The 25997-nt window shown below is 39.5% G+C and carries 19 protein-coding genes and 1 other RNA gene; 15 read left to right on the top strand and 5 right to left on the bottom strand.

Annotated elements, in window-relative coordinates:
• Positions 1-165 precede the first annotated feature (165 nt).
• Positions 166-1104 carry an MBL fold metallo-hydrolase gene (locus ACZ9AO_RS03235; protein WP_476108449.1) on the top strand — a complete coding sequence of 313 codons (939 nt, stop codon included), beginning with the start codon at positions 166-168 and terminating at the stop codon, positions 1102-1104.
• A gap of 206 nt (positions 1105-1310) precedes the next feature.
• On the opposite strand, the gene ACZ9AO_RS03230 is transcribed toward ACZ9AO_RS03235, so the two are convergent.
• Together ACZ9AO_RS03230 and ACZ9AO_RS03225 are read right to left on the bottom strand one after the other, a co-directional pair.
• Entirely contained in the window at positions 1311-2918 is a 1608-nt protein-coding gene (locus tag ACZ9AO_RS03230) for an FMN-binding glutamate synthase family protein (protein WP_054395772.1), read from the bottom strand.
• Between the two features lie 142 nt (positions 2919-3060).
• Positions 3061-4158: a CdaR family transcriptional regulator gene (locus ACZ9AO_RS03225; RefSeq protein ID WP_476108448.1), complete on the bottom strand. Its 1098-nt coding sequence runs from the start codon at positions 4156-4158 to the stop codon at positions 3061-3063.
• 314 nt (positions 4159-4472) lie between these two features.
• On the opposite strand from ACZ9AO_RS03225, the gene ACZ9AO_RS03220 reads away from it, so the two are divergent.
• The 4 genes from ACZ9AO_RS03220 (at position 4473) to ACZ9AO_RS03205 (ending at position 8453) form a co-directional block, all read left to right on the top strand.
• On the top strand, positions 4473-5618 hold the full coding sequence (locus tag ACZ9AO_RS03220) for a glycerate kinase (protein ID WP_476108447.1): 1146 nt from the start codon (positions 4473-4475) through the stop codon (positions 5616-5618).
• Between the two features lie 4 nt (positions 5619-5622).
• Entirely contained in the window at positions 5623-6969 is a 1347-nt protein-coding gene (locus tag ACZ9AO_RS03215; RefSeq protein WP_251539582.1) for a GntP family permease, read from the top strand.
• Positions 6970-7129: 160 nt separating this feature from the next.
• Positions 7130-7477, top strand: a complete 348-nt coding sequence (locus ACZ9AO_RS03210) for a PadR family transcriptional regulator (protein ID WP_251539580.1) — start codon at positions 7130-7132, stop codon at positions 7475-7477.
• A complete protein-coding gene (locus ACZ9AO_RS03205; protein ID WP_476108446.1) occupies positions 7464-8453 on the top strand; it encodes an HAAS signaling domain-containing protein in 990 nt (329 codons plus the stop codon). Before ACZ9AO_RS03210 ends, ACZ9AO_RS03205 begins: the two co-directional genes overlap by 14 nt.
• A gap of 178 nt (positions 8454-8631) precedes the next feature.
• Here the strand turns inward: ACZ9AO_RS03205 and ACZ9AO_RS03200 are convergent, their stop codons facing one another.
• Complete coding sequence (locus ACZ9AO_RS03200; RefSeq protein WP_476108445.1) at positions 8632-9159, bottom strand: IseA DL-endopeptidase inhibitor family protein; 528 nt, start codon at positions 9157-9159, stop codon at positions 8632-8634.
• Positions 9160-9811: 652 nt separating this feature from the next.
• Between ACZ9AO_RS03200 and ACZ9AO_RS03195 the strand changes: the two genes are divergently transcribed.
• The 5 genes from ACZ9AO_RS03195 (at position 9812) to ssrS (ending at position 14809) form a co-directional block, all read left to right on the top strand.
• A complete protein-coding gene (locus ACZ9AO_RS03195; RefSeq protein WP_063594970.1) occupies positions 9812-10204 on the top strand; it encodes a sporulation protein in 393 nt (130 codons plus the stop codon).
• 22 nt (positions 10205-10226) lie between these two features.
• Positions 10227-11108 carry a mechanosensitive ion channel family protein gene (locus ACZ9AO_RS03190; RefSeq protein ID WP_048686051.1) on the top strand — a complete coding sequence of 294 codons (882 nt, stop codon included), beginning with the start codon at positions 10227-10229 and terminating at the stop codon, positions 11106-11108.
• Positions 11109-11567: 459 nt separating this feature from the next.
• On the top strand, positions 11568-12821 hold the full coding sequence (locus ACZ9AO_RS03185) for an MFS transporter (RefSeq protein WP_476108444.1): 1254 nt from the start codon (positions 11568-11570) through the stop codon (positions 12819-12821).
• Between the two features lie 208 nt (positions 12822-13029).
• On the top strand, positions 13030-14511 hold the full coding sequence (locus ACZ9AO_RS03180; protein ID WP_476108443.1) for a UDP-N-acetylmuramoyl-L-alanyl-D-glutamate--2,6-diaminopimelate ligase: 1482 nt from the start codon (positions 13030-13032) through the stop codon (positions 14509-14511).
• A 111-nt stretch (positions 14512-14622) separates the two neighbouring features.
• A non-coding RNA gene (ssrS, locus tag ACZ9AO_RS03175) (6S RNA) lies at positions 14623-14809 on the top strand.
• Between the two features lie 169 nt (positions 14810-14978).
• Here the strand turns inward: ssrS and ACZ9AO_RS03170 are convergent.
• Complete coding sequence (locus ACZ9AO_RS03170) at positions 14979-15521, bottom strand: ribonuclease H-like YkuK family protein (RefSeq protein WP_095392054.1); 543 nt, start codon at positions 15519-15521, stop codon at positions 14979-14981.
• 649 nt (positions 15522-16170) lie between these two features.
• On the opposite strand from ACZ9AO_RS03170, the gene ACZ9AO_RS03165 reads away from it, so the two are divergent.
• The 4 genes from ACZ9AO_RS03165 to cobA all read left to right on the top strand — a co-directional run bounded on the left by ACZ9AO_RS03165 (position 16171) and on the right by cobA (position 22866).
• Positions 16171-17376, top strand: coding sequence for a nitrate/nitrite transporter (locus tag ACZ9AO_RS03165; RefSeq protein WP_251539570.1), 1206 nt, complete (start codon positions 16171-16173; stop codon positions 17374-17376).
• A gap of 54 nt (positions 17377-17430) precedes the next feature.
• Complete coding sequence (nirB, locus tag ACZ9AO_RS03160) at positions 17431-19752, top strand: nitrite reductase large subunit NirB (protein WP_476108442.1); 2322 nt, start codon at positions 17431-17433, stop codon at positions 19750-19752.
• 106 nt (positions 19753-19858) lie between these two features.
• A complete protein-coding gene (gene nasC / locus ACZ9AO_RS03155) occupies positions 19859-21997 on the top strand; it encodes an assimilatory nitrate reductase catalytic subunit NasC (RefSeq protein ID WP_476108440.1) in 2139 nt (712 codons plus the stop codon).
• A 98-nt stretch (positions 21998-22095) separates the two neighbouring features.
• Positions 22096-22866 (top strand): uroporphyrinogen-III C-methyltransferase, encoded by a 771-nt coding sequence (gene cobA / locus ACZ9AO_RS03150; RefSeq protein ID WP_476108439.1) that lies wholly within the window; start codon positions 22096-22098, stop codon positions 22864-22866.
• 177 nt (positions 22867-23043) lie between these two features.
• Here the strand turns inward: cobA and ACZ9AO_RS03145 are convergent, their stop codons facing one another.
• A complete protein-coding gene (locus tag ACZ9AO_RS03145; protein ID WP_275452473.1) occupies positions 23044-23379 on the bottom strand; it encodes a MerR family transcriptional regulator in 336 nt (111 codons plus the stop codon).
• A 194-nt stretch (positions 23380-23573) separates the two neighbouring features.
• Between ACZ9AO_RS03145 and nirB (ACZ9AO_RS03140) the strand changes: the two genes are divergently transcribed.
• Positions 23574-25988 (top strand): nitrite reductase large subunit NirB, encoded by a 2415-nt coding sequence (gene nirB / locus ACZ9AO_RS03140; protein ID WP_251539562.1) that lies wholly within the window; start codon positions 23574-23576, stop codon positions 25986-25988.
• Positions 25989-25997: the final 9 nt, after the last annotated feature.

Here is a 25997-nt window from a genome sequence, read left to right as displayed (position 1 = left end):
GCTTCTGGATTTTAATCGATTGGCTCTGGATATGATTAAAGGAAACTGAGAAAATTCGTCGAATTGATTAATGATATACGATATTTAATAAACTTAAATGTTTTGTTTTTAGCAATTTCGATTTTTTTCATGTAAATGCAGTTAAATCGGAAGGGGAAGTTATACTTGCTGAATGAATTGAAAGTTACTCAAATTACCATTCCATTGCCTTTTAGATTGGACCATGTCCATTGTTTCCTAGCGGAAGGTGAAAAAGGATGGACTATCATTGATGCGGGATTAAATAACAAAACGACAAGGGAATTATGGAACCCAATTATCGAAAAACACGATATTACCGATATTATCATCACACATTATCACCCAGATCATTTCGGGTATGCAGGGACATTACAACAATTGACCGGTGCGGATGTATGGATGACAGAAGTCGATGAGCATGCGGGAACTAAGTATTGGGAAGCCGATTCGCTGAATCTGCTTAAAGAAAATTACAATGCGTGTGGTATGGAAGAAGATGTCGCCGTGGCCTTATCCAGTGACGAAAGCGGATTCATGCCACAAGTAAAACCCTATCCTACCGTAAATCATCATCTTGAGGAAGGAATGAAACTGCATTTTGGCAAATATGAGTATGAAGTGCTTTTCACTCCGGGACATTCTGATGGCCTGATTTCCTTATACAATAAGGAAAATAGCGTCCTTTTCTCGACAGATCATATATTGCCCAAGATATCTCCAAATATTTCTTATTGGTTTAAAGGTTTCAGCAACCCATTGGAAGAGTTTTTTAATTCTTTAAAAAAAATACAAAAGCTGGACGTTGAATATGTCATCCCTTCTCATGGGAAACCGTTTCAAAATGCCAATAAAAGAATTGTTGAATTGTTGGATCACCATCAGGACCGGTTGCATGTAATTCATGAAAACATGAATGAGCCGATTTCTGTAAAAAGTGCTTGCCAGATCTTATTTGGAAATCTGTCCATTCACGAAACCAGATTTGCTGTTGGTGAAACATTGGCACACCTAGAATACCTTCTTTTGAATGACCAGTGCAGAAAGTTTAAACGTGATGGCAAATGGTATTATCAATCCATCTGAAATTTTTGATAATCCCGAATTTTAGCTAATGCCGCTTGTATTACTGCTGCTTATGTTTATTATCGCTATGGAAAGCTGGAGGGTAAGGGAAAAGTGGAGACAGTGGGATATTCGATTACATGCCTAATACATTTTTGCAGCTTATAAGGCTTCATTGATTGAAAAAGAAAAAAACACCGCCCCAACATACTTGGGCGGTGTTTTTTTCATTGCCTGGAACCTATTTGACCATTAACCTCTTTCATAATATCTTCAAGGGATGTAACAATTCCTTTATCGTCCTTATAGCTAATATGCTTAGGTTGAAAATGGATAGGCGATTCTAAACCGGCAGCCGCTGAGATCCGAAATAATCCTTTTCTAAGGGTTACAAGAAAGTTAACCACGCGGTATTTCTTTTCATCGATGACAAGTGCTTTTTGCAATTCCGGATCAGTGGTGGCTACCCCGACAGGACAAGCATTGGAATGGCATTTCATCGTCTGGATACATCCTATCGCAATCATGAAACCTCGAGCTATGTTAACAAGGTCTGCTCCCATGGCCAGGGCTATCGCAATTCTATCAGGCGTGAACAATTTACCGGAGGCGATGATTTTAACCCGATCGCGGACACCGTATTTTTCCAATGTCGATACCAAAATCGGCAAAGCGGATTTTATCGGCAATCCTACGCTATCGATCAATTCCTGATAAGATGCACCTGTGCCGCCTTCACCGCCATCCAATGAAATGAAATCCGGACCTTTCCCGGTTTCTTTCATGTAGCTAGCAAGCTCTTCAACACTGTCAGTGCCGCCGATGACCATTTTGATGCCGACCGGGATTCCTGTATGTTCCCTGATTTTTTCAATAAAATCGCACATGGATTTTACGTCATTGTATTGATAAAACCGATTCGGACTATCAATCGCTTTGTACGGAACGACCTTACGGATTTCAGCGATTTCCGGATTCACTTTTTCAGCATCGATATGCCCTCCGCGAGTTTTGGCACCTTGAGCCAATTTGATTTCAAATGCTTTGATTTCAGGTATTTCACTTTTTCTTTTTAACTCATCCCAATCCATTTCGCCGAAACTATCACGAACTCCAAACATGGCTGGACCGATTTGCATGATTATATCGACACCGCCAATTAAATGATAAGGAGATAGTCCGCCTTCACCTGTATTCATCCAGGTGCCTTTTGCTGCAGCCAATCCCTCAGAAAGCGCAGTGATTGCGTTCTTTCCCAAAGAGCCATAACTCATGGCTGACATGCCGATAAGACCTTTTAGTCGAAAAGGGTTCTTAGTGTTTGGGCCAATGATTACGGCATCTTCATCATCCAATAAGAATGCAGAGGATACTTCATCTTCCCATTTTTCTTCACGTTGTGAGAAAAGCGGGTCTTTCAATAGAATGTACCTTTTCGTCGTCACTTTAGTTTCACGATCATATTTTTCTTCTTCGGCCAATTTTGGGAACATGCTATTTTTAACAAAGAAGCCTTCCTCATCAAAATCCCGTTTTGAGCCAAAACCTATGACATCCCGTAAATATTTTGAACTTTTCACCATATGTTCATAGTCATCACGGGAAAAGGGTTTTCCTTCGTTATCACTATTAAACCAATATTGCCGCATCTCAGGTCCGATTTTTTCCAGAAAGTATCGTATTCTCCCAAGCACGGGGTAATTTCTTAAAATTGCATGATGCTTCTGCATGCGATCAAAGAAAATCATATAAAGTAATAGTAAGACCAAAACGATGATAATGATGAAAACAACGGTAAATCCAAGGATAATTAAAAGATTTGCGATGCCACTCATTCAATCCCTCCTGATATGCAAAAAAATCATGTATTTTTAATCTACTCGGTAATTCGATCAATTATACAGAATTCCATGCAAGGCTTTTATAGGGATGGAACGCAAATAATTTAAATAGGCAATATTATTCTCACAATTTCTTTCAACTTTCCCTTTTCGATTGGCTTACCCAAATGGCTAACTGTAAAGTTATGGCATCATGCAGAACCTGTGGATTATATCCGGTAATGTCCTTGATTTTTTTTAATCGGTATATAAGGGAATTACGATGGATATACATTCTTTTTGAACATTCCCCGATATTTAAGTTACTAAGAAAAAATTGTTGCAGCGTCTCAATCAACTTTTCGGATAAGCTGCCTAAAATTCTTTCCTGAAATTGCTGTTTCGTCCGCTCATCTATCCTTTCCAACAGTGCTTTTGTTTCCACATCAGTATATCTAGTTAAAGCTTGATCGGCTTCACCTAGTAAAAGTGCCGCTTCAGCTTCGCGGAAAGAGTGGACGATGTATGATTCCTTATCCACAATCGAGCCCAAACCGATTCGTATAACGAAGCCTTTTGCTTTTAATTGTTTGATGGCTGAATCCAGGCTTTTGTCAATGTTATTTCCGCTAAGCGCCGTAGTGAGAATGAAAACCCGATTCACATTCAGGAACCCAACAAGGGCTTGCTGGGAACCAAAAACAGTTTCAGTCATTTGAATCAACTCATTCTTATTTTTTAACGGATTTAATTTCATTTCCATTACCCCCACTTGATAGGGAGGTTCTAATTTCATTCCAATCAGTTCAAGTCTTTGATCAATCGAATGCTGATTGATATCTTCCTTTAATAAGTCTTCAAATACCAATTCTTTCAAGTGTTGTTTCCATTCGAGTTGTTCCGCCATAAAAGCTTGATGAAGCATCATTTCCGTTATCATCTTCACCAATTCGCCGAATTCCAAAAGTTCTGTCGGATCTCCGGTGATCCCGATGACACCTATAATTACATTTTGAAAATTAATCGGCAAATTAATTCCAGGAAGGACACCTACCCATTGATGACGATCATTTTCGGGAATGATTAAAGGCTTTCCCGTTTTCAGTACTTCCATTGCTCCTAAATGCAATTGGTCGATGCGGTCATGATTTCCGGAAGCGATGATGATTCCTTTATCATCCATAATATTAATATTTCTGTTAAGTCTATTGGTGGTTTGTTTGACAATTTCCATTGCAATTTCTTGGGTCAGCATTCAAGTCATCCTTCTAGAGTTTTTTTATTTGGTTATCCAGTTTGCGCTAACAGAATGGTAATCATATTTCATGCAAACAAGCTATGATTTTTCATGTAAAGGGGATTGTCGGTAGTTTAAGACCTTAGCTATCTTGTACTTTAGGAAAATGGGCAAATAAGAGAAAACTTTCCCGAAGATCATTTTTTCTATACAGTATAGCCAAAAAAGTCAAATATGTCATACTAATTTTCGTTTAGAATGAACGATGATTAAAATATTTCTGAAGATTATAATTAAATTATTATCAAAATATATTAAAAGGGGAACTGAGCATGAAAATTGTTATTGCACCAGATTCCTATAAAGGAAGTTTATCAGCAACAGAAGCCTCAAAAGCAATCGAGCGAGGAGTCAGGAGGGCACTGCCGGATGCAAAGACAGAATTGGTTCCAGTTGCGGATGGCGGGGAAGGCACGATGGATAGCCTTGTTACAGCAACAAATGGTCGAAAAGTTGATGTGATTGTTAAAGGACCTTTACTTGAAGATGTTCAGGCAGCATATGCAATCTTGGGCGATCAAAAAACATGTGTGATTGAAATGGCTAGTGCATCTGGTCTATGCCTAGTCGATCCAGCTGAGTTAAACCCATTGATCACTACTTCATACGGGACAGGGGAGCTTATACAAAAAGCATTGAATGATGGCTGTCGAAGGTTCATTTTAGCGGTGGGTGGAAGCGCTACCAACGATGGCGGTGTCGGAATGCTCCAGGCTTTGGGAATGAAGGTATTTGATGAAGAAGGTAAAAGTCTGGGATACGGAGGTGCCGAATTATCACGGATATCAGACATTAATACAGAGGATTTTGATACCAGAATAGCAGATTCCGAATTTTTGATTGCCTCGGATGTACAAAATCCATTAGTCGGTCCTGATGGGGCATCAAGTGTATTCGGACCTCAAAAAGGGGCGACTCCAGACATGGTTGAATTGCTTGATAAAGCTTTATCATCATGGGCTGATTTGGTGGAAATCAAAACAGGCATACACTTGCATGATAAAGCAGGTGCTGGGGCTGCAGGAGGAATTGGAGGTGCATTTCAAGCCTTTTTCCGTGCAGAAACAAAAAGGGGCATCGATATTGTCATGGAGTATACGAAATTGGGTGAAAAATTGTCCGATGCCGAATGTGTCTTTACCGGTGAGGGTCAAATCGATTACCAGACTGCTTCAGGCAAAACACCCATGGGAGTTGCACAAGAAGCCAAAAAGCATGGTATTCCGGTATTTGTTTTGACTGGATCGATCGGAACAGGTATTGAAGTTTTATATGACCACGGAATAACGAGTGTTCATAGTTTGGTGAACGCTCCTATGCCTTTAAAGGAAGCTATGGAAAGAGGAGCTGAATTGTTGGAAGTTTCAGCCGAACAAGTAATGCGGACTTTTTTGGCAGCGATCAAAAATAGGGGGTAATCTTATGTTATTTATTGTTTTGGCCATCGGCGTGTTCTTAATTGTTTTTGCGACAACTAGATTCAAGCTTCATCCGTTCCTATCGCTTCTATTAGGCACTTTATTTGTGGGTTTTGCTTCCGGAATGCCTCTGGATCAGATAGTTGAGAATATTAACGGCGGTTTTGGCGGATTGATGACGAGCATTGGACTTGTAATCGTTTTCGGTACAATAATCGGAACCATTTTGGAAAAGGCCGGGGCCGCATTACGAATGGCCGAAGTCGTATTGAGGATTGTCGGCCCTAAAAGACCGCAGCTTGCCATGAGTATGATAGGCTTTATCGTATCCATACCCGTTTTTTGCGATTCAGGTTTCGTTATTTTATCGAGCTTAAGAAAAGCATTGGCAAGACGCGCAAAAGTAGCGGTTGCTTCCATGTCAGTTGCTCTTGCAACTGGTTTGTATGCAACACATACACTTGTACCTCCAACTCCAGGGCCAATTGCGGCAGCCGGGAATATCGGAGCGGACGGATACTTGGGGACCGTCATTTTGATAGGTCTTATTACGGCCATTCCAGCTGCACTTGCTGGTTATATATGGTCACTGAAAGTAGCGACCAAGATAGAAGTTGAAGATGACCGAAGTGACCTGGATTACGATTATGATGAAATTGTCCGTTCATTCGGCAAGATGCCTTCTGCCTTACAATCATTTTTACCGATCGTTTTACCGATTGTCCTGATTGGAGCCAGTTCTGTATTAACGCTCTTTGGGACGGAAGGGGGGATTGCCGCATTTTTCGTATTCTTGGGCCAGCCGATCATCGCATTGCTCGTCGGAGTAATTTCTGCTTTGACATTGCTGCCTAAGTATGATGAAGAAACATTAACAAACTGGATAGGAGCCGCCTTATTGGATGCTGCGCCAATTTTATTGATTACCGGGGCGGGCGGAGCATTTGGTACCGTCATTAAAAATACGGGGATTGCAGACATCATCCAAAGTTGGGATATGGGCAGCATCTTTAGCGGTTCCTTATTCCTGTTGGTCCCGTTCCTAATTGCTGCTGGGTTGAAAACGGCCCAGGGTTCTTCGACAGCATCACTGGTCATCACTTCATCTTTGATTGCCCCCATGCTTCCAACGTTGGGTATTGAAGGGGCTGTTCCTCTTGCATTGGTAGTCATGGCTGTTGGAGCAGGTGCGATGACAGTAAGCCATGTAAATGATAGCTTCTTCTGGGTGGTCACCCAATTTAGCGGGATGAAAGTGACGGATGCCTATAAAGCTCAAACAATGGCTACCTTAATACAAGGAGTGGTCACGATTATCACGACGATGATATTGTGGGTCATTCTTGTGTAATATTTATAATGAAAAAAGGAGAGGCGCGAAACGCTTCTCTTTTTTTATGGTTTAAATTAAATATATTTTTATTTTTATGGTGTTGTAAGAACTAAAATAGTGTATGATGCATAGTATAAGGTATGGTGTACGTCACATAGTATAGAGAAGGGGTGATTGGATGAGCACTTTACTGAATTCATTAACCACTGAGCTGCGCAGAGGCACTTTGACGTTAGCTGTCTTAAGTCAGCTCAAAACTCCGCAGTATGGGTACTCGCTTGTCCAGCGTTTAGAGAAGTCTGGAATTAGCATTGATCAAAGTACTTTATATCCTTTGCTTCGCCGCCTGGAAAAACAAGAATTGGTGACCAGCAGCTGGGATACTTCTGAAAGTAGACCGCGCAAGTACTATTCTTTAAGTGATTATGGGGGAGAAATCTTCACGCAGTTAAAGGAAGAATGGGAAAAAACATCTCAAGAGCTTTATATATTATTAAAAGGAGAGGGAGAAGATGGAGCTGATTGAACTTTATATTCAGGAAGTGACCCGCAGGCTGCCAGAAAAAAACCGGGCGGATATTGCGCTTGAGCTTCAATCCACAATCGAAGATATGCTTCCGGAGGATCATACGGAGCAAGACGTGAAAGCGGTACTTTTAAAATTAGGAGATCCGGTTACACTGGCAAGTGGTTATCGCGATCGGCCAATGCATCTGATCGGGCCTCGTTATTATGATGTTTATATCAGTCTGTTGAAAATGATTTTACCAATCGCTGCAGTCATTTCACTGATCGCATTAGTAGGGGATAATCCGTTTCGGGATACGGGGAATACGGTTATGGAAGCAATTTTTAAAATAATCGGGAAAGGAATTTCAGGTATCATCAGTACAGGTATCCAAGTGTTTTTCTGGTTAACGCTTTCATTTGCCATTTTAGAACGCTTGGATACTTCAAAAGACCAGTCGCCCGTAACAAAAGACTTGAAACCATGGACACCGGAAAACTTAAAAGATATTCCAAACATTTCAAAGAAAAAAGCGGTCCCTATGGTCGAGGTTTTTGCAAGTTTGTTAGGCCTTTCTGTTTTCGCAGCCCTTTATTTCAATGCAGCAAACCTCTTAGGCGTCTATGAAAAAAGAAATGGCAGTCTCATTTTCGTGACACCTTCTTTTAATCAAGATGTATTGAATTCCTATTGGCTGCTGGTATCTTGCGTCATTATCATTGGGGTGCTCTTAGCGATATATAAATTATTTTTAGGTCGATGGACCCTGAAATTAGCTTCATTTCATGCCATATACCAGCTGTTGTACACTCTGGCTTTCATCATCATCATCAGTAATCCTGATTTATTGAACCCGGAATTCCTTGCATACCAAAGAACACTATTCTCAATCGATGAATGGAAAAGCTCGATATACTGGGGTCTCATACTCATCTCCATCATTTTTGCGGCCTACGATACCTATCAAGGCTTCCGAAAGGCAAAAATCCGTTAAGGCACAGCATCTTAGCTGTGTTTTTTTTGTTTAAATATTTTGTGAAGTGAAAGGTGAGCTGATACAAGTCTGAAAGATTATTTCTCAAGATACAAGGGACAACAAAAAAACACCTCATATGTCATATAGTTTTTAACTAACTATACAGCATATGAGGCGTTACATTTAAACCAATGTTTTATTGAACTGCATCGAACTGATTGACTTTCCAAGCGGAACCGGACTTATAAAAGGTAACCGTTCTTTTTACTGACTCACCGTCGACTGTAGGTACAGTTAAATTGTATGACCTAACGTTTTGTTTTTGATAGACCAATTTAATTTTGGCTTTTTTCCACTCTAACATGCTAAAGCCATCTCCGACTGGACGGGCTAATTTCCCTTTATGGGTAATGTAATTATATTTAGTCAGTCCTTTTTCAATTGCATTATTAGTAAATGTCTCTGCTAAGTAGGCAGTCAATTTATCTTTTGTATTAAACTCTTGGCAAAGGTATGAGTACTCTGTCCCTTTATAATTGAAAGTTTTTTGTGAACATGAACGGGTTTTGTATCCATGTAAAGCATTCCAAAAATGTTTGCTGGCATTATCGGCTATCTTTAATGCATTTGCGTCAGACAATGATGTCGTTTTTGCAGTAACCGGACCACTTAATGTGAAAAATAAAATGATAATAGATAATAGCATACCTAAAAATTTTTTCATATCATATCTCCCCAATCCCTAATAGGATACTTATGTAACGAAAGTTTAATAAATATTACAATTGTTACATTTATATTACAACAAGTTTGGCATAAGTAAAAGAGAAATCTTGTTAATTTTTAAATATAATTTTAGGTTTTATCAAATTTTCATAGTTTGTTCACTTTATTCTTTTTGAAAGGCGCGTTCACCGATTTGTAAATAGAAGGAGCTGTTACATACTTCCTATTCCACGAACTGGCCTATTTAAAACCTGGCAGTTGATTCTCTAACTGGACAAGTTCATCCATTATATTTTCATTAATGACAAGATATGCTCAAAGAACTCGAATTACCCGGGCAGAGCCCGAAAAAAATAAAATATAAAGGTTTGACAAACTTTCTAATTCTACCGTATTATAAATTATATACTTGAATACATTCTCCAAAGGGGAGTAGCTTTTACAACAATGTCGTCATTACGGAGCTCTTTGCTCTCGGTGTTGTTGGCAGCATATTGTTGTTAGCCAGACCTTACCTATTGGTAAAGGTCTATTTTCTTTTAGTAAACCTTTACCAAAATGGTAAAGGTTTTTTTGTAGTCCCCTTAAGGAAATGTATAAACATTTGGGTTTTAATAGAAAAACAAATAAATATAAATGGAGTGTATTCTTTGATACTTAGAAAATCTTTGCTACTTTTAGGAATTGGTTCTGCACAAATAGATTTAATCCTTCCGAAAAATACGTATAAATCCGGTGAATGCATAAATGGATATTTTTTGATTAAGGGTGGTACCCTTGCGCAAAGAATAAGAAGGATTGAATGTGATTTGATCATGGATACTCATTCTACGGGAATGGAAGAGATCCTTAAAACGAGCACCATTTTGTCTACAAGGGAGATAAATTCAGGGGAAAGCAACGAAATTCCTTTCAACTTTTGTCTGCCTATATTGAAGGAGCCTTATAAGCGAGGGGTATCCTATCGCCTTAAAACGAGACTTATCCTTGATAAAGGGATAATCGGAAAGGATGATGACTGGATTTTAATCGATTCTGAATAAACGTGAAAATAGAGGTGAAAACATGAATATCTTGAAATTTTCTGAGCTTGCTGTGGATTACTGGGAAGAATTTTTATTATTGAGGCTTTTCATATTGGCTATACTGTTATTGGCGGTTTATTATATTTTGAATAAACTGGTTGAATGGTTCTTTAGAAGATCCAATTTTTTCGACGAAGAAGTCGAAAAAACAATACAGGGGGTTACTCGTTCTTCTCTTAGGTACGGTATATCCGGGCTTTTCCTTATATATTTGATTGGACAGTTTATAGACCTAAAAGGAATTTTAGCTGGAGCTGGTATTTTAGGGGTCGTGATCGGATTTGCCGCTCAGCAAATGCTTAAGGATATCCTATTGGGATTTGTAAGGCTTTCGGATAATGAATTCCGAGTCGGGAATTTCGTGACATTCAACGGGACAAGTTCCGGGACGATTGAGGAAATCGGTATCCGGTTCATGCAGATCAGGGAATGGTCAGGAAAATTGCTGACCATCCCACATAGTGAAATCAGGACGATCCAAAATTTTAATAAAGGGAGAATGCGAATCATTGAACGCATTACAGTAAGTTACCAGGAAAATCCTGAAAAGGTAAAAAGTCTGTTGGAGGATATATGTATTATCTGTAATGATAAGTATGGTGAAAGCCTTCTAAGGCTAGAAGATGGTACACCTGAAGAGGATTTTAGATACATAGGCATAACGGATTTAAATCCGAATCTTAAATATGTTGGATATGAACTATGCATAGTGGGACTTGTGAAACCTGATGATTACTTTGAAACATCGAGAAGCGTGAGGTTTGAAATGATGACTGCTTTACATGAGCATCAAATTCTAATGCCATCTTCCCATTTGCTTGTACAGGGCAATCCTAATCAAGAACGTTTATTGGAAAACTGAAAAGAAGAAACACAATTGCTTGAGATAATCCAGGAAAAGGTCATGAAAAAATGATGGATAAGGTAACAAAGGGCAGAAGCCATATTCGACGGCAGCCCTTTGAAGCTTAAGGATATTAAAGGGCTTCCTTTTAAAGGAAGTCCTTTTTTTAATTAGAAAAATAGAACAAACCCATCCCAAAAAATAGTTTTATTTTATTAATTTTTCCCTTGATTTATCAGATTAAATAAATTATTATGAAAATAACATAAAATGGAAGGGTGACCTTTAAACAATGATCATTTAATCCTATTTTTAAAGAAAAAATGCGTGCTTAAAACGAATTTTTTTCTGGATAGGATTAGTCTGTACATTAAAATACAAACAAAGATCATTGTGTCCTTCGATTAGGGATATTTTGCCTTGTTAAATTTGTATTGTACTGCCTCCTGTCCAGATATTTCACAGGGGGTTTTTATATTGGCGAATAACACATCTGAAACATTAAATAATAAGGAACCTAACATTTTTAAAAATCGAGTATTCCAGGCCATTATCTTCTCAGGGTTGTTTTTACAAATAGGGATATGGGTACGGAATTTTGCCGTTTTGTTATTCGTCATGGAGAAGACAAATGGAGATGCCTTTGCCATTTCCATGATATCAGTAGCAGAATTCGCACCCATTTTTATTTTTTCATTTATTGGAGGCACATTTGCTGACCGCTGGAGTCCGAAAAAAACGATGGTTTGGTGTGATATTTTAAGTGCAATTTCCGTATTTGCTGTGCTTATCTCGCTAATCTTCGGCAGTTGGAAAATGGTTTTCTTCGCAACTTTAATTTCGGCGATACTTTCTCAATTTTCTCAGCCATCGGGCATGAAGCTATTTAAGATGCATTTGCCAGAAAGTCAAATCCAGACAGGCATGTCAGTTTATCAGACCGTTTTCGCAGTATTTATGGTTTTAGGTCCGATTCTCGGTACATTTGCCTTCCAATCTTTCGGGATAAACACCTCGATTGCGATTACTGGCCTGGCGTTTCTACTTTCAGCTGGAGCACTCGCCTTTCTTCCAAAAGATCGCAAACTGAATGAGCGGTCAGCAAAAACAACATTATGGCAGGAAATGAAAAGCGGTATGAGCTACGTATTGCGAAAAAAAGAACTAAGTTTGCTTGGTTTATGTTTTCTGGCTGCTGGGCTCGGACTGGGTTTCATTCAGCCGCTCTCGATATTCCTTGTTACAGAACAACTGGAACTGCCTAAGGAAAATCTCCAATGGTTATTTATGGTGAATGGGTTTGGTATGATTTTAGGCGGAGCCGGTGTAATGATTTTTGCCAAAAAGGTGGCACCTCAAAGATTATTAGCTTTCGGAATGCTTGTGAATGCCATAGGATTGGCGGTAATGGGGCTTTCAACAAATATTTGGATTACACTTACTGCCGAGTTCTTTAACGGGCTAATGCTTCCTTGTATCCAAATCGGGATCAATACATTGATATTGCAGAGGACCGAGGGCGAGTTCATCGGAAGGGTCAATGGAATCTTAAGCCCATTATTCACTGGATCGATGGTGTTGACCATGAGTGCGGCAGGCGTGCTGAAAGAGCAATTTTCACTCGTCGCCATATTTGAAACCGCCGCTTTCTTTTTTATTATAGGAATGTTTTTCATATTACCATTGTACAATCAGAAGGCCGAAACGAAACCTCTGGAAGTTCAATCATAAGCATCTTGCGGTGTTCCAACACCTAAATACAGCTACAACCAAAAGAAAAGCAGCCAATTTTGGCTGCTTTTCTTTTTTTCTTTTTACTGTCATCAGAACTAACAAATTCTGGATTGACAATTATTTTGGGAGTACTGGTTCATACTAAAAATGGGCTTATTGGTACTTATGCAAAAATCAGTGAATAGCTTACAAAGGAGAAAAGTTAATGATCCTTAAAGACATATTGATAGAAGCGATAAACGGGGATTTGCCGAAGGACGTTGAACATATATCCATAACAGGTGTAACCGATAACTCTAAAGAAATAAAAAAAGGATTCCTTTTTGTTGCCGTAACCGGATATAAGTCCGATGGCCATAATTACATCAATGATGCAATTCGCTTAGGGGCATCGGCTGTGATTGGCAGTCGCGATATTAAGGGTTTGGAAGTTCCTTATTTAAGAGTGGAGAACAGCCGTAAAGCATTAGGGCAAATCGCCAAAAGGTTTTATGGTGATCCCAGCAATCAAAAAATAATGATAGGAATTACGGGTACAAATGGAAAAACTACAACTAGCTATATGCTTCAGCAAATATTAGAAGAAAATGGAGTAACCTGTTCAGTCATTGGTACGATACAGCATATTATCAATGGAAACAAAGTCGATTCCCATAATACGACTCCAGGTACCATGGAATTGAATTCCTTACTGGCTGCAAGTAGGGACATGGTTGTCATAATGGAAGTGTCTTCACATGGATTAGCTCAATACCGTTTAGAAGGAATTGAATTTGATTTCTGTGTCTTCACGAATTTGTATCATGACCATCTCGACTTCCATGCTACGATGGAGGATTATTTCCTGGCAAAATTACTGCTTTTTGAAAAATTGAAACCTAGTGGTCTTGCGATTATTAATGGAGATGATTTCTGGGGGGGAAAACTGCAAGAATACTTATGGGAGAAGAATGTCAGTGCCTTTGTTTTTGGAAAATCCAATCGCTGCGATTTAGCCATCACCAATTATAATACCGCAACGAACCCCTTTATTTTATTGAATGAGAATCATGACTTTGTGAAAATTGAGTTACCTTTACCTGGACTTCATAATTTATATAACGCAACAGCTGCCTATTCCGTAGCGAAGATGTTTCCAATTTCAAAACAGGAAATTCTCACTTCACTGAAACGATTTTCCGGTGTACCAGGAAGGTTTGAAATATATAAGAAAGCTTCTGGGCCGACTATAGTCATCGATTATGCACATACTGCAGATGCCATTCACCACATGCTTCAAACGGCCAAAGAGTGTGGGGCCAAAAAGATTTATCATATCTTTGGTTTCCGGGGTGGACGAGATACGACCAAAAGGGCTGAAATGGTTAAAGTATCATCGGAACATAGTGATGTTTTGATTTTGACAATGGATGATCTGAATTCGGACGGAATTGAGGGGATGGAATCCACACTAAATAAACTGCTTAGCGATTACTCCGCTGGAAACGGGAAGGTTATTCCTGATCGTACCTTTGCTATCCAGGAGGCGTTACAAGCAGGAAAGGAAGGGGATTGGATTATCATTACAGGTAAAGGAATTGAGAGGTATGATCAAAAATTCGGACTGCCAACCATTTCTGACAAAGAAACGGTATTATATCTGCAAAATAAGGAGCAAGGGGATTTTATCGGTTATTTTGATCAATAGTTGATAATAACGAAGAACTAATCCAGCTTCCATCCATTCCACAGCCATAAGCGATTTTAAAATGGTGATTATTAACATTGTAACATGTGAGTAATTCAGGTATTATAACAATACAAGCTGCACTGTTCGTAATGATAATAAAGTTTTAACCTTTAAGCTGTAATAGGGAGTTTTATATTGAAACAGGAATGTTATGCCTCGTCACCGACTTGGACAACAGGATTTTTTCTGCAAACACCCACTTTGAGGAGTGGTGGTTTAAAACTTTCTTACTGAATACGGCATTGGCGGCTTATATCTTAAAATGTTGAAGCCGGTCTCGGTCTGAGGCCGGTTTTTTGCTTTATTTAAAATAGCGTACCGAAAAAATGTATGTACCGTTTGCAGTCTCCCAAACCAAATTGTACAATCAGCTTTAAAAAATCCAGTGTGGATACCATTGGGTAATTACATGTTTTTGTAAACAGTCACTCTTGTTTTGTATAACGGTTGGCATAACTTGAAGCGACGAAAGCATCCGGTTTGATTTTTGGTTCCACCCCCATGGATTCCATCCTGGCTACCATTTCTTTTACAAACTCACTGGTTTTGTTTCGCTTTCCAATCCCGATATCAATGTGACCTTCCATTGTGAACGTTGCCCCTTGATATACAGCAGGCAGGACAATATCGATTAACTGATTTTTTCTTTCTTCCGTAAACAGTGATACGATTTCCTCTGTTAACGACAACTCTTGAGAGATACGTTCATGTAAATGCAGCATCCTTCTAGGGATCATCACTTTTCTTATACAACCCCATACACCATTTCCGACCTGCCGTATTACGATGCCTGTAATGAAAACCGTATGTTTTTTATGTACTTGCGAATCTGTCCCGACCATTAATTGATAGTTACCGGAAGGATTTAATTCCATAAACTCAACAATATGAACGAATACCTCTTCAAATGACATATCTTTTTTCTGAAGATTTTGAAATGGGATGTTCTGAAATGGATATTGCTTCATATTATTGCACCCAACCTTTCCCCATAGAATCAGATTATTAAATATCTCATGCCGTTCATAACACATCATATGAAGGAGATCCTTGTTTCGTGCCGTGGGAAGAACCCGCCTCTAAAGAAGAGGCAGTCATCAGTTAAAGTTGTTCGCGCTGAATGGATATCACCTCAAGTTCTATTTCTTCTATTTTAAACAAAAAAGACTGTTGGCAAAAGGAGTTCTATCTTAATGTTAAACAAAGTTGTTTGGGAGCGGCTGCCTGGAATGGAATTAACGGACAAATATAAAAACTGTAAACAAACTCCATTATAGTCGGGTTTATCTACAGACTGGACGAGAAGCTTAAGCATTAGGCTTCTCTTTTTTGTATGGCGAATATTTCAAAATGTTATTGGAGTTTATTCCGGCCATAACTGAAAAGTTAAACAAGCTTGTAACTTTACATCACCTAAGTAAACCACAATATCATGCGATTTATATAAGAAAAAGGAAATGAATTTATTAAATTTTGACCAATACCTACCTTAAAGTATTCACATTTAATAACTTGCAAAAAAAGTGTGTGATGTTTTCTTACATAAACAAAGAAATCTTACTTTTATAAGAGTAAAATAAACAAATATTCAATTAATAAAGTATTGGAGAGATGAAAATGAAAATATCTGAATTGAAAAAAAGTGGTCATGCTCCGTCATTATTAGCTTCATTCCTTTATTTTGATATCAGTTTTATGATTTGGGTATTATTAGGGGCACTCGGTGTCTATATTACAAAGGATTTCGGACTTTCCCCAGCTGAAAAAGGCTTGATTGTGGCTATTCCGATTTTGGGAGGCTCGTTTTTTCGAATCGTCCTTGGTTTTTTGACTGACCGCATCGGCCCGCGGAAAACCGCAATTGGCGGGATGCTTGTTACAATGATTCCGCTTTTTTGGGGATGGTTATTCGGTGAAAGTTTAGCAGAGCTTTATTTAATAGGGATTTTGCTAGGAGTGGCTGGAGCAAGTTTTGCTGCAGCACTTCCTATGGCCAGTCGTTGGTATCCCCCGCATTTACAGGGTCTTGCGATGGGCATTGCAGGTGCCGGTAACAGCGGAACTCTTTTTGCGACATTGTTCGGACCTCGTCTTGCAGAATCTCTTGGCTGGCATAATGTTATGGGATTAGCTTTGATTCCTTTAACCATCGTGTTTATCGTATATATTTTAATCGCAAAAGACGCACCGTCTCAACCGCCGGCAAAACCACTAAAGGAATATTTCAACGTATTTAAAATAACGGACACTTGGTATTTCTGTATTCTTTACAGTGTGACTTTTGGCGGCTTTGTCGGGTTTACTAGCTTCTTAAGCATCTTTTTTGTTGATGAGTATGGGTTAACACGAATAAGGGCGGGGGAATTTGTTACATTATGTGTCATCGCCGGAAGTTTCTTTCGTCCCGTCGGAGGATTTATTGCCGATAAAATAGGTGGAGTTAAACTGCTTATGTTTTTATTTATTGGTCTCACTATATGTATGTTTGGGATTAGTTTTCTTTATTCTCTTACTGCCGTTACGATCCTTCTGTTCATCGGAATGCTATTTCTCGGTATGGGCAACGGAGCTGTCTTTCAGTTAGTTCCACAGCGATTTTCTAAAGAAATAGGTTTTATCACAGGGATTGTGGGAGCTGCCGGAGGTGTTGGCGGATTCTTGGTTCCAAACATACTAGGTACGTTGAAACAGATTACTGGCACATATGCTACAGGATTTTTAGTATTTTCCGCAGTTGGAATCGTGGCTTTGCTTATCCTGGGCCTAGCTCAGCTTTCATGGAGAAAAACGTGGGTACTCGGAAAGAATTCAGTTAAGATCTAGAACTTTGTTTACTTAGTTTGGCTTTTTTACAGTACTTGTTTTTGGGGGGATAAAATGTATAAACAAAAACTGGTCTTAGTAGGGAACGGAATGGCGGGATTACGTTGTGTTGAATCCATTATAAGTAAGGATCCGACTGCATTTGAGATTACTATTTTTGGAAGTGAACCACACGTTAACTATAACCGAATCTTATTGTCTACTGTGCTTCAAGGCAACACCTCTTTTGAAGATATTACGATAAATGATAGAAACTGGTATACGGAGAATAATATCCAATTGTTCACAGGTGAAACGGTAGTAAAAATCGATAAAGAGACTAGGAAAATAAAAACAGACAAAGAACGGGAAGTTTACTACGATAAGCTTATAATTGCCACAGGTTCTGTCCCGTTCATTCTTCCTGTCACAGGTGTAGATAAAGAAGGCGTCATTGCATTTCGGACGATTGAAGATTGCCAAAAGATGATTGAAACTTCACGCAAACATAAAAAAGCAGTCGTCATCGGAGGCGGTTTGTTAGGTTTGGAAGCAGCGAGAGGGCTGTTAAACCTTGGTATGGAAGTGCATGTCGTTCATATCACTGACTATTTAATGGAAAGGCAGCTCGATTCAACGGCATCACTTTTACTGCAAAAAGAGTTGGAAAACCAGGGAATGAACTTTCTTTTAAAAAAGGAAACACAGGAGTTAATCGGTAACGAGCGTGTAGAGCGCGTCCGTTTTAAGGATGGAACGGAGCTGGATGCAGATTTGGTCGTTATGGCTGCGGGAGTCAGACCGAATATTCAGTTGGCCAAAGAAAGCGGAATTGATACAAATCGTGCGATTATTGTAAACGACTATTTAGAAACCAGCATCCCAGATATTTATGCGGTTGGTGAATGTGCTGAACATCAAGGCATGGTTTATGGGCTGGTTAAACCTCTATACGAACAAGGTGAAGTGCTGGCAAAGCATATTTGTGAGATGAAATGCAGCGGATACCAAGGCTCGGTCCTTTCGACCCAGTTGAAACTATCAGGAGTTGAGCTATTTTCTGTTGGTGATTTCCATGGTGACGAAACAACGAAATCCATCACAACTTTTGATGAATTGGATAGTGTTTATAAAAAGTTGGTTTTTCAAGGAAGAAAAATCATAGGTGCTGTGCTTTACGGAGATACAAACAACAGCTCACGATTACTCGATATGATAGTAAAGCGGCAAGAAGTATCGTCAGAGGAAAAGCGTGCACTGTTCCAGTCACCAAATACGGCTGAGGGATTAATCGCTTCGATGGCAAATCATGAAATCATTTGCCATTGTAATGCTGTTTCAAAGGGGGGAATCATTGAAGCGGTTCAAAATAAGGGATTATCGACAGTGGAACAAGTTAAACAATGCACAAAGGCTTCCGGTTCTTGCGGCGGATGTAAGCCGGCAGTGACCGAGCTTTTGACCTATATTCAAAGTAACCTTACTACTCAGGATGAGAAACAAACTGCATTTTGCTCATGTACGAAATTAACGGAAGATGAAATCGTGTATAAAATGCAGCTCCAAGACGTATCGACTGTCCAAGAAGCGATGGATGCTCTTGAATGGGAAAATACAAAAGGTTGTTCAACTTGCAGGCCTGCATTGAGCTATTATTTAGGGATGATTCATCCAGAGTACGAGATCAGACAGCAAACTCTTTTCATAAACGAAAAAAAGAATGCAACAGTTCAAAGTGATAACCGATACTCAGTTATCCCGCAAATGTACGGCGGGATGACGAATGCAAAAGACTTGCGAAAAATTGCTAATGTTGCCGATAAATATGAAATATCCCAGGTTGCGGTAACAAGTGAACAAAGGATTCATTTAATGGGGGTGAAAAAAGAAGATCTCCCAGGTGTGTGGGCTGATTTAGATATGCCGTTAAGTTCGAAATATGGTAACACCGTCCAAAACGTCAAAACATGTATCGGTGAACATGTTTGCTCTTGTGATAAACAGCAATCCCTATTACTTGCTGTAGATTTGGAAAAAAGATTGGAGCAAGTATCAACACCATACCGTATAAAGATGGGCATATCCGCTTGTATGCATAACGGTGCAGGATCAACAACGAAAGATATAGGTGTTATGGGCATTGACAGGGGCTGGGAAATATATGTGGGCGGAAGCAGCGGGCGTGATGCACGTGCCGGTGAACTGCTATGTGTAGCCGGCACAAATGAAGAAGCCATTGAAATCATCATCGGCTTTATTCAATATTATCGGGAATCAGCCAACTACTTAGAACGGACTTGGAAATGGATTGAACGAGTGGGTTTAATTCATGTTAGAGAAGTTTTGTTTGATAATGAACTTAGTCAGCAACTATCTCAACGATTGGAAATGGCCTAGATCAGGGAATGAACAAAAGGGAAAACTAGATGCAAGACTTAGTAAGCGGATAAATGTTTGTACCATGAAAAATCCATAGAAATCCATGAGTAAAGGGTGAGGAGCCTTGACCGAATTATTATTAAAGTATTTCCGCACGAAGCAACAAGAGGTCCAATCAGAAAAACGATATGATACACAATGTCCATTTTGCAGCATGCAATGTAAGATGCAGCTGCTGGAACAAACAATAGTGACAAGAAAAAAGTATTTGACGATTGGAAAAGATAATCCAACCTCAGAGGGGCGCTTATGCATTAAAGGAATGAATGCACACCAACATGCTTTGCATAAAGATCGAATTAAATACCCATTATTGAAAAAAAATGGGGAATTTGTTCGAATATCATGGGAGGAAGCATTAATCCACATTAAGGAGAATTTCACTAAAATTCAAGCAGAAGATGGTGTAAATGCATTATCTGTTTATGGAAGTGCATCCATTTCAAATGAAGAAGCCTATTTGCTTGGAAAATTTGCAAGAGTGGCTTTAAAAACAAAGTATATAGATTATAATGGCCGTTTGTGCATGTCCGCAGCTGCTTCGGCAGCAAGCCAAACATTTGGTATGGACAGGGGCCTGACCAACAGCTTATCAGAGGTTCCGTTCACAAAGTGCATTTTCTTGGCGGGTACGAATATTGCGGAATGCCAGCCGACAATCATGCCGTACTTTGAGCAAGCGAAACAAAATGGGGCATATATCATTGCTGTAGATCCCCGGGAAACCGCAACAACGAAAATGGCCGACTTACATCTAAAGGTGAAACCTGGGATGGATGCCGCCTTGGCAAACGGATTATTGAAAGTGATCATTGAAGAGGATTTTATTGATGAAGCATTTATCCGGGACCGTGCAAATGGCTACAACGAAGTTAAAGAGTATGTTACATCTTTAAAGTTGGAGGAAATTGCAGAAATGACAGGGGTGCCTAGCGACCAAATCCAAAAAGCGGCTGCAATGTTCGGGAAAGAAGAATCAGGGATGATTTTTACAGCAAGGGGAGTTGAGCAGCAAACAGATGGTTCGGCCGCCGTTCGTAATTTTCTTAATATTCTTATTGTTACAGGGAAAATTGGAAAAGTGAATTCGGGTTATGGAGCTATCACTGGACAGGGAAATGGGCAGGGAGCAAGAGAGCATGGCCAAAAAGCAGACCAGCTGCCAGGGTATCGCATGATTGAAAATGAGGAACATAGATTACATATTGCAAGAATATGGGGAATTGATGAGACTGAATTGCCGCGTAAAGGCGTCTCGGCATACGAGATGATAGAGAAGATAAATGAAGGTGAAATTACCGGCATGTTTTTAATGTGTTCCAATCCCATTGTTTCGAATCCAAATGCTAACTTTGTCAAAAAGGCATTGAAAAAATTAAAGTTTCTTGTCGCGGTAGACATGTTCGTTTCTGAAACTGCTAGATTGGCTGATTTGATTTTACCTGCTTCGTCTTATTTAGAGGATGAGGGAACAATGACGAATTTAGAAGGACGGGTAACGCTTCGGGAAGCCAGTTTTTCATCTCCTGGGGAAGTGAAGCATGATTGGCAAATCATTTGTGATATAGCGAAAGCTCTTGGGAAAGGGGAGCATTTTCCCTTTCAATCTGCGAAAGAAATTTTCGAAGAATTGAGAGTGGCAAGCCGCGGGGGGACCGCTGATTATTATGGTATAACGTATGATCGATTAAGAAAAGAAGGAGGCATATTGTGGCCATGCCCAACCATTGACCATAAAGGGACAAAAAGGTTATTCGAAAAGTCTTTTGCCCACCCGGATGGAAAGGCGGCCATGGTTGTGGTTAATAATATGCCTCTTGTTCCAAAAGAACAGCCATGTACGGATTTTCCACTTTATTTAACAACAGGAAGAATCATGTCACATTATTTAACAGGAGTACAAACGAGAAAAAGCTCTTCATTAGCCGCAAGAAATTTTGAATCATATATGGAAATCCATCCGGAAACAGCCAAGAAATATCATATTCCAGACAATACTTTGGTGAAAATCGAATCAAGGCGGGGAAGTATTGTCGTAAGAAGCAAATGGTCCCCTACGATTCGCCATGATACTATATTCGTCCCTTTTCATTGGGCAGACTCCCAAAATGTCAACCGCCTCGTTTCACAGGATTTAGACCCGACATGCAAAATGCCCGGCTTTAAAGTAAGTGCTGTAAAAGTACATCCTATATTAAGTTAAAGTCTCATTAAGGGGAGGTTTTCTTCTTATTCATGACAATATTTTTGGTTAGATCATCACACAGGCTTTCATGACTAAACAACAAAAGGGGATAAAGGATGGAAAAAGGTAAGGTCTATATTGTTGGTGCCGGTCCTGGTGATCCGGACTTAATTACTGTCAAGGCAATCAAATGCATCGCGGAAGCGGATGTCATCTTGTATGATCGATTGGTAAATCGTGAATTGCTTTTCTACGGTAAACCTGGAGCTGAATACATTTATTGCGGTAAAGCGCCTGGTATACATTGTGTCCCTCAAGAGGGCATTCATCAATTGTTAATAAGTAAATCAATGGAGAGAAAAACGATTGTTCGTCTAAAAGGGGGAGATCCTTTCATTTTTGGCCGAGGCGGTGAGGAAGCAGAAGTACTAGCAAAGCATGGAATTCAATTTGAAATAGTCCCTGGAATCACATCTGGAATCGCTGCGCCAGCTTATGCTGGAATTCCCCTGACTCACAGGGAATGGGGGAGTTCCTTCGCAATTGTCACAGGACACTGCGTGACCGGTAAACCTGATAACATCAACTGGCATCATTTGACACATGGTGTTGACACCATTGTTATTTATATGGGTATCAAAAACCTTCCATATATCTGTAAACAATTACGCTCCTGCGGAATGAAGCCTGAAACTGCCATTGCAGTCATTGAACAAGGAACGACAGGTTTTCAACGAACTATTACAGGAACAATCGATACAATAGTGGCAATCGTTACAAGTGAGCAGGTTGCCAATCCCGCCATGATCGTAATAGGAAAAGTGGTTAATTTATCCGAGAAATTATCATGGTTTTCAGAGAAGACAAAAGATAAGGAGTTCGCTTAGAAAAGGAATGATTACCTAGAAAACTTTTACTGTAATGAAAATGGAAAACTGGACATGAAAGTCATCATGTCCAGTGTAACAATGTTAACAGCTATTTTAATATTGCAAGGTGAAAATGTTGTCGAAGAGTAAAATATGGACATTGAACAGCTAATAATTCAGGTTTCTGGGCGAAAATCAATTACGCAGGCCAAAGTGTGCATTTAATTGGCCCTGCAGCATTTTTTTTCGCATTTTTTCCTGTTCAATTTTTCTGTTCTCTTTTAATTTTTCCTGTCTAATTTCATGGGTTTGCACTCCATCCTCTATTTTATCGGCGATTTCCACTAATGCCTTGACGTCGGAAAAAGAGTATTTACGGTTACCACCCTTAGACCTTTCGGGGAAAACGAGTTTTCTTTCTTCATAATAGCGGATTTGCCTATCGGATAGTCCGGTTAATTCTCTGACGACCCCTATGGAAATAACCTTTCTATCTATATAAGATTCTTTTTGCTGGACGATGAAAATCACCTCATTTTGATTTATGCTGAATCAATAAGGATATTATATCCTAATTTTCTGAATATTTGTAATAAAAACTAACATTAATTATTAATTTTTAAAAACTATGTAAGATTTTATTACATGATTGTAGCGATAAAAAGTGACGTCACCTATAATCAATCATATCATCCTTTCAAAAAAATCTTATTGGAGGACAAAACATGTCTAAGCAGAAATTGGCACTCATTGGGAATGGTATGGCTGGAGTAAGATGTATAGAAGAAATTTTGAAAATTCAACCGGAAAGGTTTGAGGTGACTGTCTTCGGAAGTGAGCCGCATCCGAATTATGATCGAATCCAACTATCGAATGTATTGCAAGGGGCTACGACGATAGATGATATTACAATAAATGATTGGAACTGGTACAAAGAGAACAATATTACACTTTTTTCAGGTGAAACAGTCACGAACATCGACACCACAAAGCAAATCATTTACTCAGGCACTAATCGCGAAGTAGAATATGATCAATTAATTTTAGCGACCGGATCGATCCCTTTCATACTTCCGATAAAGGGAGCTGATAAAAAAGGAGTGACCGCCTTTCGAAATATTGAAGATTGCGAAAAAATGATTGAATATTCTAAAAATAACAAAAAGGCTGCAGTCATTGGTGGAGGATTGCTGGGTCTTGAAGCAGCAAGGGGGCTTTTGAATCTAGGTATGCAGGTAGATGTAATTCACCTTTCGGAATATTTGATGGATAGGCAGTTAGATCCAGCAGCAGGAAAAATGCTGCAAAGGGAACTGGAAAGCCAGGGAATGAATTTTTATCTTGGGAAACAGACACAGGAGGTTTTAGGTGAAATTGATGTCAAAGGATTACGCTTTAGTGATGGCGAGGAAATCTGCGCCGACTTAGTGGTCATGGCAGTTGGGATTAAGCCAAATGTTTTAATGGCCCAAAATTCCGGCATCCCTGTCAATCGAGGAATTATCGTGAATGATTATATGGAGACAAAGATCCCGAATATTTTTGCGGTTGGTGAATGTGCGGAACACCGTGAGATGGTGTATGGTTTGGTCGCTCCCCTATATGAACAGGGCAAAGTATTAGCCAAAAGGATTTGCGGACTGGAAAGCAAAGCTTACGAGGGGTCCGTGCTTTCTACTAAGTTAAAAATATCTGGTGTTGATGTATTTTCGGCTGGAGAAATTTTCGAGGATGAACAAGCCAAATCAATCAAGGAATTTAATGAATGGAATGGTACTTACAAAAAAGTAATGATTCGAAATGGGAAAATATCTGGTGCGGTATTATTCGGGGATACAAAGGAAAGCAATACCCTATTGAGCATGATCAATAAAAATGCCGACGTTTCGGAGTATTTAAATGTTGGAACAAGTGAACCAAGTGTCAGCCTTGTCACTTCGATGTCAAATGAAGAAATCATCTGTGGTTGTAATGGTGTAACGAAGGGTGATATTGTGACGGCTATCGAATCTAACGGTTTAACAAGCATTGAGGAAGTAAAAGGCTGCACAAGTGCTTCGAGATCATGCGGTGGCTGTAAGCCGTTAGTCGGTGATATTCTCGAGCTGACATTAGGCGCTGATTTCAGTAAGTCAAACCAGAAGGAATCAATATGTGCGTGCACCACTTTATCAAGAGATGAGGTTGTTGCCGAAATACGCGAAAAAAATCTGACACATACTCGTGAAGTCATGAATGTTCTCGGCTGGAATACAAGTGATGGATGCTCTAAATGTAAACCGGCACTGAACTATTACTTAGGCATGATCCATCCTGTTGACTATGAAGATGAAAAAGAATCCCGCTATGTCAATGAAAGGCTACATGCAAATATTCAAAAGGATGGTACATTTTCCGTTGTGCCAAGAATGTATGGCGGCGTCACAAATCCTGATCAATTACGGAAAATAGCAAATGTTGCCGATAAGTATAATGTTAAGTTACTTAAGGTAACAGGCGGTCAAAGAATAGATTTGTTCGGCGTTGAAAAAGAAGACCTTCCAAGCGTATGGGCCGACCTGGATATGCCTTCTGGATATGCGTATGGAAAAACGCTTCGAACTGTGAAAACATGTGTCGGTGAAAACTTTTGCCGTTTTGGCACCCAAGATTCAATCGGTCTGGGTATTGCCATGGAGAAGAAATTCGAACGTGTTGGCACACCGCATAAGGTTAAGATGGCTGTGTCGGCATGTCCTCGTAATTGTGCTGAATCCGGTATCAAAGATCTTGGTGTTGTCGGTGTTGACGGTGCATGGGAAATTTATATTGGCGGCAATGGCGGTACTCATTTACGAGCTGCTGAATTATTATGTAAAGTGAAAACAAGTGATGAGGTAATTGAAATTACGGGGGCGTACATCCAACATTATCGAGAGACTGCAAATTATTTAGAAAGAACGTCGGTTTGGATTGAGCGTGTTGGGTTCGATACCATTAAAGAGATTATTGGTGATAAGCAAAAAAGGATGGAGCTTAATCAACGCTTGGATGAGGCCTTATCCGTATTGCAAGAACCGTGGAAAGAAATCATTGAGAGCAATGCGATCCAAACCGGTTTATTTCAAAAAGTGAAAATTCCGGCTATATCAAATAAATGAATATGGGGG

The organism is Peribacillus sp. TE19612 (assembly GCF_056279465.1).
The sequence above is the reverse complement of the archived record's forward strand: the minus strand, read 5'-3'. Positions and strand labels throughout refer to the sequence as shown.